Raw genomic sequence first — 14,852 nt, 5'->3', positions numbered from 1 at the left:
CCGGTCAGGCTCGGTCGACGGCGAGCTGAAGCTCGGTGACGCCCTTCTCCGGGGTGTCCTGGGAGTATTCGAGGTAGACCTCGCGAGCGTATCCGTCGGTGCGGTAACCGTTCTCCTCGATCCACCGGGCGAGCGCCTGCATGCTCGACTCCACATCGTCCATCGAGCCGTGATGGATGATCGTCGCCGCGGTGCGTACCGCCGGCAGGTCCCGCACCACGACGTCGCTGGCCGGGGACACCCCGGCGGCGACGGTCACGCCGGCGTGCACCAGCACCGCGTCGCCGTCATCGTCGGGAGCCGGTTCGTACCAGGCGATGGCCGGGCCGGTCGGCGTGATCCCGCCGTCGGCCAGTCGACGGAACAGCTCCGGGTAGAGCGGCTGGATCACCGGACCGATGTCCTCGGTCTGGTAGCTGGGCGCGACAGCGGTGAGCTCCGCGACCCGAACCGGCGCGATCTCCTTGAGTACGACGTCCTGGGTGGTCATCCGACCCTCCGATTCGATCATCCGGAGCCTCGCCTCGACGGCCGCGAGCCGGGCCGTGTCGGCGGCCAGTTGCGCCGCCAGTTGGCTGCGACGCAGTCGCAGCATGCCCCGCAGTTCGACCACGTCGACGGCGTCGTCGAGGATCGTCCGCACCTGGTCGAGGGTGAGACCCAGGTCCTTGAGTGCGATCACCCGGTTGAGCCGGCGCAGTTGGTCGGCCCGGTAGAACCGGTATCCGGTGTGCGGATCGACGGTGGCAGGACGGAGCAGGCCGATGCTGTCGTAGTGGCGCAGCATCCGCACCGACACCCGGCCGAGTCTGGCGAAGTCTCCGATGGTGAACATGGTCCCCTCACGCTCGCCCCTGACACGGTGTCAGAGTCAAGCGTCGTCGGGGGGGCGGGTTCAGGGGCGGGCCGGGCGTGGGCCGACCAGCCGGCGGACCATCGGCGCGGCGTTCCACTTCGCCGCGCCGACCAAATCGCGGGCGTGTTCCAGGACGGTGTAGTCGGGCCGGCTCATTCCGACGGCGATGGCCCGGTCCAGGTCGTTGCCGCAGCGGGTGAGCAGGGTGTCGAAGTCGCGGCGGACCGGCTCCAACAGGTCGTAGCCGAAGGCGCGGTGCAGCCGGGCGAAGAGCGGCTTGTACAGCCGTGCCCGTTCGTGCAACCCCGAGGAGTACGACATGGGGTTCTTCGGCCGCCGCAGGATGTAGTCGGGCAGCACGTCGGCGAACGCCCGCCGGACGATCCACTTCTCCTGCCCGTGGCGCAGCTTCAGCTCCAGCGGCAGGCGCATCGCCAGCTCCACGACGCTGAGGTCGAGGAACGGCACCCGCGCCTCCACCCCGTGCCCCATGGCGGTCCGGTCGACCCGCTGCAACTCGGTGCGGCACAGGTTGCGGATCCGGTGCAGGAACAGCCGACGGGCCGCGGTCGGACCGACCTGGTGGTACATCGGGTACCCGCCGAACAACTCGTCGGAGCCGTCGCCGGTGAGCACCACCTTGATGCCCAGGTCCCGCAGCCGCCGGAAGATCGGCACCGAGACCACGGCGTTGATGATGTCGCCGTACTCGGTCAGCTCCGACATCCGGATCGCCTCGCGCACGTCGGCGAGCCGGATGTCGCGCGGGCGCAGCTCGACCACGACGTGCGGCACGCCGAGGTCGGCGGCGAGCCGCCGCGCGTACGCCACGTCGGGGCTGTCCGGCACCCCGACGGTCACCGCGACACAGTCCGGGTGGATGTCGCGTACCTGGCGCAGGGTCAGCGAGCTGTCCAGCCCACCGGAGAGGACCACCCCGACGGTGAGGTCGGTGTCCACCCGCATCCGGATGGCGTCGCTCAACGCGGCACGGACGAGCAGGGCGGCCTCGTCCGGGTCGTCGATGACCGGCAGGCCCTCGCCGATGGTGAGCAGGTCGACGTACGGCCGCAGGCGGACGTGTCCGTCCGCCTCCGCCCAGCCGTGGTGCCCGGGCGGCACCTCGCTGATCGGGGCGCGGTGCCCGACGAGCGCCTTGACCTCGGAGGCGAGGTGCAGGCAGCCGGGCCGCCGGGACCAGTACAGCGGCTTCACGCCGAGCGGGTCGCGGGCCAGGTACACCCGACCGGTGGCGCGTTCGACGACGGCGAAGGCGTACTCGCCGCGCAGCCGGGTCACCGCCGCCTCGCCCCACTGCTGGAACGCGGCGAGCAGCACCTCGGTGTCGCTCTCGGAGCGGAACACCTGCCCGAGCCGGGTGAGCTGCGCCCGCAACTCCGGGTGGTTGAAGATCTCGCCGTTGAAGCAGAGCAGCCAGCGTTCGTCGGTGGAGGTCCACGGCTGCACCGCCCGATCGCGGTCGACGACCCGCAGCCGGCGGGTGCCGGCGAGCAGACCACTCTCGGCCCGTGTCTCGGTGACCTCGCCTCGGGGTGCGAGGACGGCGAGCATCCGCCGGAACGTCGCCGGGTCGGCTTCCGGGCCGATGCTCAACGCGATGCCGCACATGGGCTCAGACCCCCATCTCGGCCTCGTACGCCCGGCGCAGCCGACGCCGGGCGGTGGGCGCGAGACACAGATGCCAGGCCTGCCCCTCGTCGATGACGCTGATCTCGCCGGCTTCCTGCCGGGCGAGCAGCAGCTCCGCGAGGGTGTCGCGCGCACCGAACCGCTCGAACCAGGCCAGCTCGACGTCGACGGAGTAGCCGAGGCAGTGCCCGCTGGGCAGCATCGCGGCGTAGCCGAGGCGGCGCAGCCGGTACTGGTGCTCGGTACTGCGCACGAGGCTGGTCACCCACAGGGGCGGGGTGCTCGACGGCACGGCCGCGGCGAACTCGCGTCCGAGGTCGTTGAGCAGCGCCACCACCTCGCGCCGGGCGCGGCGGAACAGCAGCCCGGCGGTGCGCGGGGCGGCGTCGGGTCGCAGCCGGCGCCGCAGACCGCGCGCCGCCCGGCCCACCATCGTGGCGGGCTGTTCCTGGTAGCGGAAGCGCAGCAGATCCCGGCGACGCAGCCACTCCAGGTCGACCAGTTCGGCGCTGCCGTTGACCTGGTCGTCGGTGACGAAGGTCGGGGCGTCCTGCCACCAGAGCACGTCGATGCGGGAGAGCAGGTAGATGCGGACCAGCGCGGTCAGGTCACGCGCGGACGTCCGGTCGTTCGGCTGGTAGCGCGCCATCTCCAGCAGCAGCGTCTCGCGGGCGCCGATCAGGCCCTGCGGGGTGGCGTCGAGGACGGCGGCGAGTGCCGGTTCGCGCAGCCGCTCGTCGATGAGCACCTGCCGGGCGCGGGTGCTGGTCGCGTCGGCCAGGGCACCGACCTCGACCAGCAACTCGGCGACGGCGCCACGGTAGGCGGCGAGATCGGGTGCGGCAGCGGGAAGGCGCCGAGGGGCGGTCCCGGAGGGCCGACGTCGGTTCGGGGCGGTGGGCGACACGGGCGGACCGGGCTGCTGGCCCGGGCTACGGCTGGGCACTCGCATGACGGGGTCCCTTTCTCCGGTCACGGCACTGGGTGGTTCGCCCTGAAACACACCGTAATCATCGGGACCGGAACCGACCGAACAATCCTCCTATCTCCCCTCGAACGGAGCGGGAGGTCGCACTCGCCGATCCGCGTACGAGGGTTGAACGCGGCGGGGTGAGGGCCTCGGGTAGAGCGCCTTTGGTGGTGATGTCGTCAACGAATCAGTGCCGCGGACTCTCACCGCCGGCCCGTGAGCGCTTCGACAGCGCGAGCCTCGTCGGCTGGCAGCGCGCCGGCCAGTGGCGGGTCCGCGACGGCCGACTCGGCGGCAGCGGCGCGCTCACCAGCCGTACCACGGTCGGCGGCGACGTGCGCGCGGAAGCCGACCTGCGGCTCACCGGCGTCACCCTCGGCGACCGGGTCGAGGTCCGGGTCGACGCGGCCGCCGGCCGGCTGGTCGCCCGCGACGGCCGCCGCCAGGCCAGCACGCCGCTGCCTGCCGGGCTCGACCTGGGCACCCGACACAACCGGGCCATCGAGGTACGCGGACAGCAGGTCACCGCCGAGCTGAGCCCCGCCCGCCTCGGTGACCAGCTCGCCGTGGTGTCGCTGCGGCTGGACCGCCCGGCGGCCGGCCGACCCGGGTTGACGGCCACCGGCGGCACGGCCGAGTTCGACAACGTCAGCGTGGCGCGGCTGTACCAGCCGGCTCGACGGCCGGTGCCCGAGCCGCGGGTCGGCGCGCCGCTGCCGGCGTACTCCGACGAGTTCCGCGACGGGCTGGACGACGGCTGGCAGTGGGTCCGCGAGGACCCGGCGGCGACCGTGGCCGACGGCGCGCTGCGCTGGCCGGTGCGGGCCGCCGACCTGACCGGCACCGGCAACACGGCGGGCGTGCTGCTGCGTGACGCCCCGCGCGGCGACTACGTCGCGGAGACGACCGTGACGCTGGACCTGGGCGAGGAGACGGTGCGCAACTACCCGCACCACGTGACCCCTCGGCACGGACGATGGCCACGGTGCGACAGGCATCGATAACGCGCGCGCCGACTAACGGAGCCGGGTCAGCCGGGTCACCGTCCGGTCCGTGCCGTCGTAGCTGCGCGCCGCGTCGAACGAGCCCGTCGGGCGCTGACCACCGGTCACGGCGCGGGCCAGCCGCAGGTCCGCGTCGCGGAACCGCAGCGCCAGGCTGAGGTGCGGCACCCACGCTCCCGGAGCGTGCCAGGGGCGCTGCCCGGCGGCCTCGGCGAGGACGTCCCAGACCGCGGCGTGCAGCGCGGTCAGCGCCGGTGTGGGTCGTACGAGCCAGACCAGCGGGGCGCTGCCGTCGAGGACGACGACCCGGTCGAGCGTGACCGGCACCGGCAGCGCGGCGTCGAACAGCTCGGCCAGGCGGTGTCCGACGCCGACCGGGAAGTCGTCGACGGCGGCGAGGGTCAGATGAGGCCGGTTGGTCGGATGAATGGTGCGGGCGAGGCTGGGCAACCTGGCGGCCGCCAACCGACTCCAGACCGTCCGGATCGCGGCGTCCAACCCCGCTGAGCAGACCAGTTCCACCGTGCGCACCCCGACACGCTAGCGGGATCGGCTCCGGCGGTAGGGGTGGTGGCCTACCTGATGACCCTGCGGGACGAGACCGCCGAGCAGCACCACGGCACGACGGCGGCCGACCTCGACGACCGGTTCGTCGCCTGGGCGCGATCCCGGTAGCCGGTCGGGTCGGTGCCCACCGCGCAGTCGGCACCCTCCGACGCGGCGCCCTCCCACGGCACCCGGCGGCTGCTGTGGCATCTCGCCGAGATGGCGCTGGCGATGGTCGCCGGGATGGTGCTGCTCGGGCCACTCTGGGAGGTGGCCGGCACGGCCCTGGGTGTTGCCGGCGCACTGGCCCGGCCGGAGGTGGCCGCCCTCGTGCTCGACGCCGCCCTCGGCGGGATGATCCTGGCGATCCTGACCACCACCTGACCCGGACGCCGACCACCGCCACGATCCGCGCAGTTCCGGTGATGGGCTGCCTCAGGCGTCACAGAGGCAGCACCATCACCGAAGTTGCGCGGATCGTGCGGGGTGCCGGGGGCGGCCGGGACGCTCTTGTGCCGGTCGGCGCAGCGGCCCCGACGGCGTGATGAAAGGCTTGACCCATGAGTTCCGCACCTGCACAGCACGACGCACCGACCGACACCACCCCCGACGGCACCGACGAGGCGAACGCCTTCACGGAGCTCGGGTTGCGCGCCGAACTGCTGGGCGCCCTGGCCGCCCTCGGTTACGAGGAGCCGACCCCCATCCAGCGGGAGGCCATCCCGCCGCTGCTGGACGGCCGGGACCTGCTGGGTCAGGCGGCCACCGGCACCGGCAAGACGGCGGCGTTCGCGCTGCCGCTGCTGCACCGGATGGTGGCGCACCGTGACGGTGGGGACCCGGTGGCGCTGGTGCTGGTGCCGACGCGGGAGCTGGCGGTGCAGGTGTCCGAGGCGTTCCACCGCTACGGCAAGGACCTGGGTGCGCGGGTGCTGCCGATCTACGGGGGGCAGCCGATCGGGCGGCAGCTGCGGGCCCTCGACAGCGGCGTGGACGTGGTGGTGGCCACCCCGGGTCGAGCCCTCGACCACATCGCGCGGGGCACCCTGCGTCTCGGTGGCCTGGCCACGGTGGTGCTCGACGAGGCCGACGAGATGCTCGACATGGGCTTCGCCGAGGACATCGAGGCGATCCTGGAGCACGCCCCGGCACAGCGCCAGACGGTGCTCTTCTCGGCAACCATGCCGTCGCGGATCGACGGGATGGCCCGCCAGCACCTGCGCGAGCCGGTCCGGATCGAGATCGGCCGGGAGCAGACGGTCGCCGGTGAGGCGCCCCGGGTGCGGCAGAGCGCGTACATCGTGACGCGGGCGCACAAACCGGCCGCGCTGGGCCGGGTTCTGGACGTCGAGTCGCCGACCGCCGCGATCGTCTTCTGCCGCAGCCGGGAGGAGGTGGACCGGCTGACCGAGACGATGAACGGCCGGGGCTACCGTTCCGAGGCGCTGCACGGCGGGATGAGCCAGGAGCAGCGCGACCGGGTGATGGGCCGGCTGCGCGCCGGCACCGCCGACCTGCTGGTGGCCACCGACGTTGCGGCCCGCGGGCTGGACGTCGAGCAGCTCACCCACGTGGTCAACTACGACGTGCCGTCGGCCCCGGAGTCGTACGTGCACCGCATCGGCCGGGTGGGCCGGGCCGGGCGGGAGGGTGTGGCGATCACCCTCGCCGAGCCGCGCGAACACCGGATGCTCAAGACCATCGAGCGGGTGACCGGCCAGCGGATCACCATCGACAAGATTCCCACCGTGGCGGACATGCGTACCCGTCGGCTGGAGCTGACCCAGGCGGCGCTGCGGGAGAGCCTGCTGGAGGACGACCTGGACCCGTTCCGGGTGATCGTGGAGACGCTGACCGACGAGTTCGACCTGATGGAGGTCGCGCTCGCCGCCGTGAAGCTGGCACACGAGGTGACGTCGCCGGGCTCCGACGACGAGGAGGAGATCCCGCAGGCGCCGGTACGCGGGCCGCGCGAGGGTCGACCGGAGACCGGCGGCCGGGGCGGCGACCGGCGCGGCGGAGGGCGGCCGCGGTCGGCCGGCGGCAACACCGTCCAGGTCTTCGTCGGCCTGGGCCGACGTGCCGGCGTACGCCCGCAGGACCTGGTCGGCGCCATCACCGGGGAGACCGGGATCCGCGGCCGGGACATCGGCTCGATCGAGATCGCCGACCGGTTCTCGCTGGTGGAGGTGCCGCAGGGGGTGGCCGACGAGGTGATCTCCGGGTTGCGCTCCAGCACGATCAAGGGCCGCAAGGCCACGGTGCGTCGCGACCGCGGTGGCGACCAGCGCTGAGCACGCCGCCGGCGACCGCCGGGGTACGACGGTCGCCGGCGCTGTCGATCAGAAGGAGTACGGGCCGAAGCGGCCCCACGCCACCACCGCGGCGAGGACGAGCAGGACCGCGCAGGTGATCGCGCCCTGGATCTCCATCCGACGCTCCGCCGCCGTGTCGCGCTTCTTCCGGTCGCGCAGGTGCACCAGGATGCCCCCGACCATGACGATGACCAGCCCGACGGCGGCGAGGGGGGTCAGCACGGTGGCGATGCCGGTGAGCGGGGGCAGCACCAGCCCGGCGGCGGCCAGCACCTCGACCGCGCCGAGCGCCTTGACCTGCGACGGCGGCACCGGGTCCACCCATCGCATGGGGTCGCGCAGCTTGTCCTTGGGTTGGGTCAGCTTGGCCAGCCCGACGCCGGCGAAGATGACGGCGAGCAGGATCTGGATGACCCAGAGCACGACGTTCACGGGGGTTTCCTCCAGGGGGACCGCCTCGCGGCGGAGAGGCAGCTGAGCGTTCACGCGAGACAGTAGCCCCCATGCGCGTACATCAATGACCCCCGCCGTCGGAAGACGGCGGGGGTCATCGGGTTCGGAGCGTCAGACCGTGAAGAGCGCCGGACCGTCCAGTGCCTGGACGCCGGCCGGGCGCAGCGCCAGGGCGAGCACGTCGGCCACGTCGGCCAGGGTGTGCACGGTCAGCGCCTCGCGCACCTCGGCCGGCAGGTCGTCCAGGTCCGGCTCGTTGCGCGCCGGGATGATGACCTCGGTGAGGCCGGCCCGGTGCGCGGCGAGCAGCTTCTGCTTCACCCCACCGATCGGCAGCACCCGACCGGAGAGCGTCACCTCACCGGTCATCCCGAACTCGGGGCGGACCGGGCGGCCGGTGACCAGCGACGCCAGTGCCGTCACCATGGTGATGCCGGCGCTCGGGCCGTCCTTGGGCACCGCGCCCGCCGGGACGTGCAGGTGGATCCGGCGTCCCGCCAGGGCGTTCGGGTCGATGCCGAGCCGGCGCCCGTTGGAGCGCAGGTACGACAGGGCGATGTGCGCCGACTCCTTCATGACGTCGCCGAGCTGGCCGGTCAGGGTCAGCCCCGGCTCGCCCTCCATGCTCGTCGCCTCGATGAAGAGCACGTCCCCGCCGGCGCCGGTGACGGCGAGGCCGGTGGCCACGCCGGGCACCGCGGTCCGCTCGGCCGACTCCGGGGTGAACTTCGGTCGACCCAGGTAGCCGGTGAGGTTGTCGGTGTCGACGCGTACCGGCGTCGGGTCGGTCGCCAACGTCACCGTCACCTTGCGCAGGATCTTCGCGAGGGCACGTTCGAGCTGCCGGACACCGGCCTCGCGGGTGTACTCCCCCGCGATCAGCGCCAACGCCTCGTCGGCGACGGTCACCTCGTCGGCGGTCAGCCCGGCCCGCTCCCGCTGCCGGGGCAGCAGGTGGTCCCGGGCGATGGCGACCTTCTCGTCCTCCGTGTACCCGTCCAGCATGACCAGCTCCATCCGGTCCAGCAGCGGGCCGGGGATCGACTCCACCACGTTCGCGGTGGCCAGGAAGAGCACGTCGGACAGGTCCAGGTCGACCTCCAGGTAGTGGTCCCGGAAGGTGTGGTTCTGGGCCGGGTCGAGCACCTCCAGCAGGGCGGCGGCCGGGTCACCGGCGTAGCCCGCGGACACCTTGTCCACCTCGTCGAGGAGCACGACCGGGTTCATCGAGCCGGCCTCGCGCAGCGCGCGGACGATCCGGCCGGGCAGCGCGCCGACGTAGGTGCGCCGGTGACCGCGGATCTCCGCCTCGTCGCGGACACCGCCCAGGGAGACCCGGACGAAGTTGCGCCCGAGCGCCCGGGCGACGGACTCGCCGAGGCTCGTCTTGCCCACTCCGGGAGGACCGGCGAGGGCGAGCACCGCACCGGAGCCGCGACCGCCGACCACGCCGAGGTTGCGCTCGGCGCGACGGTTGCGCACCGCCAGGTACTCCAGGATGCGGTCCTTCACGTCGGCCAGGCCGGCGTGGTCGGCGTCGAGCACCGCCCGGGCCGCGGCCAGGTCGGTGTTGTCCTCGGTACGCGTGCCCCACGGCATCTCGAGGACGGTGTCCAGCCAGGTGCGGATCCAACCCGCCTCCGGGGAGGCGTCACTGGCCCGCTCCAGCTTGCCGACCTCACGCATGGCCGCCTCGCGGACCTTGTCCGGCAGCTCGGCGCTCTCCACCCGGCTGCGGTAGTCCGCCGAGCCGTCCGGCTCGTCCTCGCCCAGCTCCTTACGGATCGCGGCGAGCTGCTGGCGCAGCAGGAACTCCCGCTGGGACTTCTCCAGCCCCTCGCGGACGTCACTGTTGATCTGCTCGGTGACCTCCTGCTCGGCCAGGTAGTCCTTGACCCAGCCGACCAGCAGCTCCAGCCGGGCGGTGACGTCCGGCGCGGCGAGCAGCTCGGTCTTCTGGTCCAGGGTCAGCCAGGGCGCGTAGCCGGCCGAGTCGGCCAGCTCGGACAGGTCGGTCATCCGCTCCACCGCGTCGATGACCTGCCAGGCGCCCCGCTGCTGGAGCACGGAGGTCACCAGGGCGCGGTACTCGCGGGCGAGTTCGCGGGCCTTGCCGGCGGGGGCGGGTTCGTCGAGTTCGGTCGCCTCGACCCAGAGTGCGGCGCCGGGGCCGGGCACGCCGGAGCCGATCCGGGCCCGGGACAGGCCACGGATGACGGCGGCGGGCTCACCCTCGGGCAGTCGGCCGACCTTCTCGATGGTGGCGACCACGCCGACCGGGCCGTACTCGCCGTCGATACGCGGCACGGCCAGCAGCTTGCGGTCGCCGGTCGCCCGTGCCGCGTCGATGGCGGCCTGGGTGGTCGGGTCGAGGGTCACCGGGATGACCATGCCGGGCAGCAGCACGGCGTCGGTCAGGGGAAGTACCGGAAGAGTTGCCATCGAACACCTGCTATCGCGTTGAGTTGAGCGTGTCTCACTCAAGTAACAAAGCGTTCCCCTTGTTCCGGGCTGTGACCCAGACCACTCCCCAGCCCGTCGGATCGGCACACCGGGCAGGCGTCGCAACCGGCCCCGTTCCACCCATCGGGGCGTCGCGGCATGATCGGCACCCGTCGGGGAACGGCGCAGACATGCCGGACGGCACCACCATTCGACTCGCGGTCGTGGACGACCAACCCCTCTTCGTCCGCGGCCTGGAACTGCTGCTCCCGGTGACCACCGACGGCCGCGTCGAGGTGGTCGGCTCGACCCGCGACGCCACCGCCGCGGCGGGCCTGGTCAGCCGCTGCCACCCGGACCTCGTCCTGGTCGACCTGCACCTGCCACCACCCGGTGGCGTCGGGGCGGTGGCGGCGATCCGACGCACCACCCCACGGGTACGGGTGGTCGCGATGTCCCGATCCGCCGATTCGGCACCGACACTCGACGCGCTGCGGGCCGGCGCCGAGGGATATCTGCCCAAGACCAGCGAGCCGGAGGAACTGCTGCCTCCGCTGCTGGCCATCCTCGATGGGTGGGCGGTGCTGCCGGCGGAACTGCTGCGCGTCCTGCTGGGGCCCTCGCGCGCCACACCGGTCGACCTGGACGGCGGGGAGCGCCGGCTGCTGCGCGCGATAGCCGCCGGCCGCAACACCGTCGATATCGGCGAGGAACTGCACGTCTCGGAGCGGACGGTGAAACGGATGACCGCCGCGCTACTGCGCAAGCTGCGGGTGTCCAACCGGGCGGAGGCGGCCGCCGTGGCCGGTCGGGCCGGCCTGCTCGGCGAATGAGCCACCGCCACCCCGCGATTCGGCGCCGATTCCGGTTTTCCCCCGACGTGCCGAATCACGACTCGCCGAAATGAAAGCGACGCATATTGTTGCGGTTTCCCCGGGTAGTAGGTCAGACTTTGGACACATCCCGCCACACACAGGGAGTAATCGGCAATGGCGAGAAAAGTAATCACGGTCCTGACCGACGACCTCGACGGCGGGAAGGCCGACCGGACGGTCGAGTTCAGTCTCGACGGCGTGGCCTACACGATCGACGTCTCGGACGAGAATGCCGGCGTCCTACGCAAGGCGCTGGATCCGTACATCAATGCGGGACGGCGCATCGGGCGAGGTGCCGTGGAGAACACCCGGACCGTTCGGCGGCCGGGCCGGCCCAGCGGCGCGGGAATGGATCGGGAGCAGAACCGGGCCATCCGGGAATGGGCCGTCAAGAACGGCTACAAGATTTCCGAACGGGGCCGGATCCCGGTTGAGGTCGTCGAGGCGTACAAGAACCGCTGACTGGACGACACGCGGACGGGGTCCCGCCTCAAACGGCGTGGCCCCGTCAGATTGTCGGAGCACCGATACGACGGGCGGCGGCCGGTCACCCCGGGCTGTCGCCCCGGGGTGACCGGCCGTCGCCCGTCGTCCTGCGACTCAGTTGACCGCGATACGCACCGAGTCGAACGCCGGCGTCTGGTTGGCCCGCTCCATCATCGGCAGGCGGTGCGAACCGTCACCGGCCCAGACCGAACACTGCGCGGTGCCCGACTCCGGCAGACCCGGGATCTGGATGGTCACCTCGTCCGGCTGGGCGCCACCGCGACCGTCCTCGGTGGCCACGAAGAACGCGGGCACCTCCTGCGGCTCCGGCGGGGTGGTCAGGCTGTCCAGCATCCGGCACGCGGTGTGGAAGTGGCCCCGGACCAGGCCCTGGTCGTTGAGCAGCGAGCTCTCCACGTAGTACCCGCCCTGGCCGGCGGCCAGGAAGCGGTCCCGGACCAGGTTGCGGGTGCTGACCCGGAGGGTGAACGCCTGGTTGCGGCCCACCTGCTGGGGGAACTGGGTGATCAGCAGGGAGGGGTTGTTGGCGGCCGCGCCGACCTCACCGAACTCGGTGCTCACGCAGCGGTTGCCGTTCTGGAAACCGTCGTGCGGCTGAAGCTGGCTCTCGTCACAGTCGTTGGCCAGCACACCGAGCCCGGCACCGGGGGCGTTGCCACCGGTGTTCCCGCCGCCGTTGTTGTTCCCACCGCCGTTGTTGTTGCCGCCGTTGTTGTTGCCGCCACCGGTGTTCCCGCCGCCGGTGTTTCCGCCGTTGCTGCCGGTCGGCTGCACCTGACACTCGGCGAGCTGCGACAGGCCCTGCGGGCGGGGCCCGACCCGGTCGATGGCGGTCGTGATGCGGTCCAGCACCGCGCGGCGCTTGCCGGCCAGCGGTTGGAGGATCGCACTGCGGATGAACGCCTCACCCTTGTTGCCCTCGGCGGCGAGCCGGCGGTCGGCCTCGGCGATCTGGGTCGTCAACTGGGCGAGGTTGCGGTCCACCTCGCCCCGCGCCCGCTCCGGCACCTGCGGCAGCTTCGACGCCACGTCCGGGCAGGCGACGGCGGAACCGGTGCCGACCGTGCCGTCCTTGCCGTCCTCGCACTCGGGGACCGACTGCTGCCCGTCACCCCAGTGATTGCGCACCCACCGGCCGTTCTGCCAGGTCCGGCTGGTCGAACCGTTTCCACTCGGCGCGGTCGCGCCCGGACTCGGTTCCACGCACTGCCCGGCAGCCGGGCGGGGCTTGTTAGTCCGCCGATCCTGGGCCGAGGAAATCTGGGTCACGGCGACAACTCCGCCGAAGACCACCAGCGTGCCGACAACGGCCAGCAGACGCTTGCTCCGCGCGTTGCCGGAAGACCGGCGCGCCCGTGTGGACCTGCGCATCGAATTGCTCTCCTTCTCGATCCGGTACTGGATTCCTGCCCTCGGCGGACCGACGGATTTGAGATGGCACGCGTCAACGGCGGCCACCACGACCTACCCGGTGATGTGTCGACGGCCGACGATGCCCTTTCCGCACCGTCCTCCGCGTCAGGTCGACGCGGATGGGGAGATCCTCTTCATTCGCGCAGGAGTACGGGACCGCGACGGGGATGGTTCAACCACCGCACAGGAAAATTGTCGCGAGCCAGCGCGGAGCCGGATCAGCTGGGAAAACGGACGCCGGTCAGTCGGCGCACAGGTGGTCGAAGGCGAACCCGCCGACCAGTTCGTCGCGGCGCCGGCTCAGGTCGGCGATCCGCGCCGTGAGTTCGGCGCGCGGCACCAGCTCCGCGCCGTCGGCCCCGGCGGTGCGCAGCCGCTCACCGACAGCGACCGTGGCGAGGTCCTCGGCCAGCCGGGCCGCGCCGATACCGCAGGAGAACCGGTGCTCGATCACCGAGACCCGCTCGACGAGGCACACGTCCGGGCGCACCTGCACCCAGCTCCACCCCTGCGCCGGCCCGTCCGCCCAGCGCACGTGCAGCCCACGCACGATCGGGTCGGCCAGCCGCCCGGCCACGTACGCCTCGACCGCGGCCGCCCGGGTCAGCGCGCCGAGGTCGTTCACCGGCCCGGTACGGCCGTCCGGCAGCCGGCCGAGGATGTCCCGGAAGCCCACCGGGGCTGGCTCGTCCGCGCCGGCGCTCGACCCGGTGGCGCCCGCCGCGTAGTCCCGCGCGTCGATCACGTACTCCACCAGGCGTCGGCCGTGCTCGCCGGCCCGCAACGTCGGCGACCCGATCCGCAGCACCGGCAGACCGACCGCCGCGCTCACCGCATCCTTCAGCCGCTCGGCGCGCTGCTCCGCCGAACCCGCGGGCGGCACCGGGCCGATCTCCACGGCGACGACCGGGCGCCCGGTGTCGGCGGCGCAGACCACGAAGTCGAACGCGGCCCGGCTCGCCGAACTCCACTGGCTGCCGGTGACCCCCGGCGGGCGTCCCTGGACGAGGTCGCTGAGTCGACGCGCCGGATACACCCGGTGGCCGGCACGGCTGAGCAACGTCCCCCCGCCGTCGGCGGGCGCCGCCCGCAGCCAGCCGCGGTCGTCGCTGCCGGTGCTCGTCATCTGCCTGATCCATCCGCCGGTCGGTCGGGCCGGGCCGAGTCTAGGTGGTCGATCATGGCGCTTCGCGCCGCGCTGTGACCGGGATCACAGTCGTGCGACGTTCCGGGGGTGGCCGCCGGGTATCCAGCGGCATCGCCGGTACCGCACCGGCCGGGAGGTGACGCCATGTCGCGACAACAGTTCGGCTTCCTCGCCGGGTTCCTCGTGGTGTCGGTCTGGGCGCTCGCCGGCCCGGGCACCGCCGGCCTCGCCGTGCTCGCCGGCCTGCTCGGCTGGCTGGTCGTCCGGGTGCTCGACGGCGACGTCGCGGTCACCGGGCTGGGCGACCGCGTCGGCCCTCGGCGGCACCGATGACCGCCCGCCCGACGACCGGGACCGCGAGCGGCCTCGTCCCGCCCGACTCGGCGAAGGTCACCCGCATCGCGGTCGAGGCCGCCGGCCGGGTGCCCGGGGTGTGCGGCGTCCGCCCGGCCCTGGTCCGCCTGGACGACCGGTCCGTGGGCCTCGACCTGCACCTCATCACCTGGTACGGCCACAGCGTCCCGGCGGTCGCCGAGGCGGTCCGGGCGGCGGTCGCCGACCGCGTGCACGCCGACACCGGCCTCACCGTGGCGGCGGTGACGGTCACGGTCGACGACCTGCTCGTCCCCGGGGTCGACGGCGCCGGATCGACCGGCCAGAGAGCCGGCGGCTGA

At 72.8% G+C, this 14,852-nt stretch carries 15 protein-coding genes; 7 read left to right on the top strand and 8 right to left on the bottom strand.

Features of this window, described 5'->3' with window-relative positions; genetic code table 11:
- Positions 1-4 precede the first annotated feature (4 nt).
- From O7620_RS08400 to O7620_RS08390, 3 genes are read right to left on the bottom strand one after another with little or no spacing between them, the layout of a single operon-like run.
- Positions 5-835, bottom strand: coding sequence for a MerR family transcriptional regulator (locus O7620_RS08400; protein WP_278122580.1), 831 nt, complete (start codon positions 833-835; stop codon positions 5-7).
- 60 nt (positions 836-895) lie between these two features.
- A complete protein-coding gene (locus O7620_RS08395) occupies positions 896-2,485 on the bottom strand; it encodes an asparagine synthase-related protein (RefSeq protein ID WP_278122579.1) in 1,590 nt (529 codons plus the stop codon).
- Positions 2,486-2,489: 4 nt separating this feature from the next.
- Positions 2,490-3,458 carry a DUF5715 family protein gene (locus O7620_RS08390; protein ID WP_278122578.1) on the bottom strand — a complete coding sequence of 323 codons (969 nt, stop codon included), beginning with the start codon at positions 3,456-3,458 and terminating at the stop codon, positions 2,490-2,492.
- 191 nt (positions 3,459-3,649) lie between these two features.
- Between O7620_RS08390 and O7620_RS08385 the strand changes: the two genes are divergently transcribed.
- A complete protein-coding gene (locus tag O7620_RS08385; protein ID WP_278122577.1) occupies positions 3,650-4,480 on the top strand; it encodes a hypothetical protein in 831 nt (276 codons plus the stop codon).
- Positions 4,481-4,492: 12 nt separating this feature from the next.
- On the opposite strand, the gene O7620_RS08380 is transcribed toward O7620_RS08385, so the two are convergent.
- Positions 4,493-5,011 (bottom strand): 2'-5' RNA ligase family protein, encoded by a 519-nt coding sequence (locus tag O7620_RS08380; protein WP_278122576.1) that lies wholly within the window; start codon positions 5,009-5,011, stop codon positions 4,493-4,495.
- Between the two features lie 156 nt (positions 5,012-5,167).
- Here O7620_RS08380 and O7620_RS08375 point away from each other — a divergent pair, with 156 nt between their 5' ends.
- Together O7620_RS08375 and O7620_RS08370 are read left to right on the top strand one after the other, a co-directional pair.
- Positions 5,168-5,410 carry a hypothetical protein gene (locus tag O7620_RS08375; RefSeq protein WP_278122575.1) on the top strand — a complete coding sequence of 81 codons (243 nt, stop codon included), beginning with the start codon at positions 5,168-5,170 and terminating at the stop codon, positions 5,408-5,410.
- Positions 5,411-5,586: 176 nt separating this feature from the next.
- The gene (locus O7620_RS08370; protein WP_278122574.1) at positions 5,587-7,320 is read left to right on the top strand and encodes a DEAD/DEAH box helicase; all 1,734 of its coding nucleotides are present in this window, start codon (positions 5,587-5,589) and stop codon (positions 7,318-7,320) included.
- Between the two features lie 48 nt (positions 7,321-7,368).
- Here O7620_RS08370 and O7620_RS08365 read toward each other — a convergent pair whose 3' ends face one another.
- Complete coding sequence (locus tag O7620_RS08365; protein WP_278122573.1) at positions 7,369-7,773, bottom strand: DoxX family protein; 405 nt, start codon at positions 7,771-7,773, stop codon at positions 7,369-7,371.
- Positions 7,774-7,905: 132 nt separating this feature from the next.
- Positions 7,906-10,236 (bottom strand): endopeptidase La, encoded by a 2,331-nt coding sequence (gene lon / locus O7620_RS08360; RefSeq protein ID WP_278122572.1) that lies wholly within the window; start codon positions 10,234-10,236, stop codon positions 7,906-7,908.
- 224 nt (positions 10,237-10,460) lie between these two features.
- On the opposite strand from lon, the gene O7620_RS08355 reads away from it, so the two are divergent.
- Together O7620_RS08355 and O7620_RS08350 are read left to right on the top strand one after the other, a co-directional pair.
- Positions 10,461-11,069, top strand: a complete 609-nt coding sequence (locus O7620_RS08355; RefSeq protein WP_255473706.1) for a response regulator transcription factor — start codon at positions 10,461-10,463, stop codon at positions 11,067-11,069.
- 156 nt (positions 11,070-11,225) lie between these two features.
- Complete coding sequence (locus O7620_RS08350; RefSeq protein ID WP_139586539.1) at positions 11,226-11,573, top strand: Lsr2 family protein; 348 nt, start codon at positions 11,226-11,228, stop codon at positions 11,571-11,573.
- A 138-nt stretch (positions 11,574-11,711) separates the two neighbouring features.
- Here O7620_RS08350 and O7620_RS08345 read toward each other — a convergent pair whose 3' ends face one another.
- Together O7620_RS08345 and O7620_RS08340 are read right to left on the bottom strand one after the other, a co-directional pair.
- A complete protein-coding gene (locus O7620_RS08345; protein ID WP_278122571.1) occupies positions 11,712-12,989 on the bottom strand; it encodes a hypothetical protein in 1,278 nt (425 codons plus the stop codon).
- 283 nt (positions 12,990-13,272) lie between these two features.
- Positions 13,273-14,157, bottom strand: a complete 885-nt coding sequence (locus O7620_RS08340; protein ID WP_278122570.1) for a DUF2726 domain-containing protein — start codon at positions 14,155-14,157, stop codon at positions 13,273-13,275.
- Between the two features lie 165 nt (positions 14,158-14,322).
- On the opposite strand from O7620_RS08340, the gene O7620_RS08335 reads away from it, so the two are divergent.
- Positions 14,323-14,511, top strand: a complete 189-nt coding sequence (locus O7620_RS08335) for a hypothetical protein (RefSeq protein ID WP_151490862.1) — start codon at positions 14,323-14,325, stop codon at positions 14,509-14,511.
- Positions 14,508-14,852 carry an Asp23/Gls24 family envelope stress response protein gene (locus tag O7620_RS08330; protein ID WP_278122569.1) on the top strand — a complete coding sequence of 115 codons (345 nt, stop codon included), beginning with the start codon at positions 14,508-14,510 and terminating at the stop codon, positions 14,850-14,852. The genes O7620_RS08335 and O7620_RS08330 overlap by 4 nt, the downstream gene beginning before the upstream one ends.

This window comes from Micromonospora sp. WMMD710, assembly GCF_029626045.1.
Classification (GTDB): Bacteria; Actinomycetota; Actinomycetes; order Mycobacteriales; family Micromonosporaceae; genus Micromonospora.
The sequence above is the reverse complement of the archived record's forward strand: the minus strand, read 5'-3'. Positions and strand labels throughout refer to the sequence as shown.

Bases quoted from the DNA above. Each gene is read 5' to 3' on its own strand.
- O7620_RS08370 (WP_278122574.1), top strand. From the start codon at position 5,587: ATGAGTTCCGCACCTGCACAGCACGACGCACCGACCGACACCACCCCC.
- O7620_RS08395 (WP_278122579.1), bottom strand. From the start codon at position 2,485: ATGTGCGGCATCGCGTTGAGCATCGGCCCGGAAGCCGACCCGGCGACG.
- O7620_RS08385 (WP_278122577.1), top strand. From the start codon at position 3,650: ATGTCGTCAACGAATCAGTGCCGCGGACTCTCACCGCCGGCCCGTGAG.
- O7620_RS08330 (WP_278122569.1), top strand. From the start codon at position 14,508: ATGACCGCCCGCCCGACGACCGGGACCGCGAGCGGCCTCGTCCCGCCC.
- O7620_RS08340 (WP_278122570.1), bottom strand. From the start codon at position 14,157: ATGACGAGCACCGGCAGCGACGACCGCGGCTGGCTGCGGGCGGCGCCC.
- O7620_RS08335 (WP_151490862.1), top strand. From the start codon at position 14,323: ATGTCGCGACAACAGTTCGGCTTCCTCGCCGGGTTCCTCGTGGTGTCG.
- O7620_RS08390 (WP_278122578.1), bottom strand. From the start codon at position 3,458: ATGCGAGTGCCCAGCCGTAGCCCGGGCCAGCAGCCCGGTCCGCCCGTG.
- lon (WP_278122572.1), bottom strand. From the start codon at position 10,236: ATGGCAACTCTTCCGGTACTTCCCCTGACCGACGCCGTGCTGCTGCCC.
- O7620_RS08400 (WP_278122580.1), bottom strand. From the start codon at position 835: ATGTTCACCATCGGAGACTTCGCCAGACTCGGCCGGGTGTCGGTGCGG.
- O7620_RS08345 (WP_278122571.1), bottom strand. From the start codon at position 12,989: ATGCGCAGGTCCACACGGGCGCGCCGGTCTTCCGGCAACGCGCGGAGC.
- O7620_RS08350 (WP_139586539.1), top strand. From the start codon at position 11,226: ATGGCGAGAAAAGTAATCACGGTCCTGACCGACGACCTCGACGGCGGG.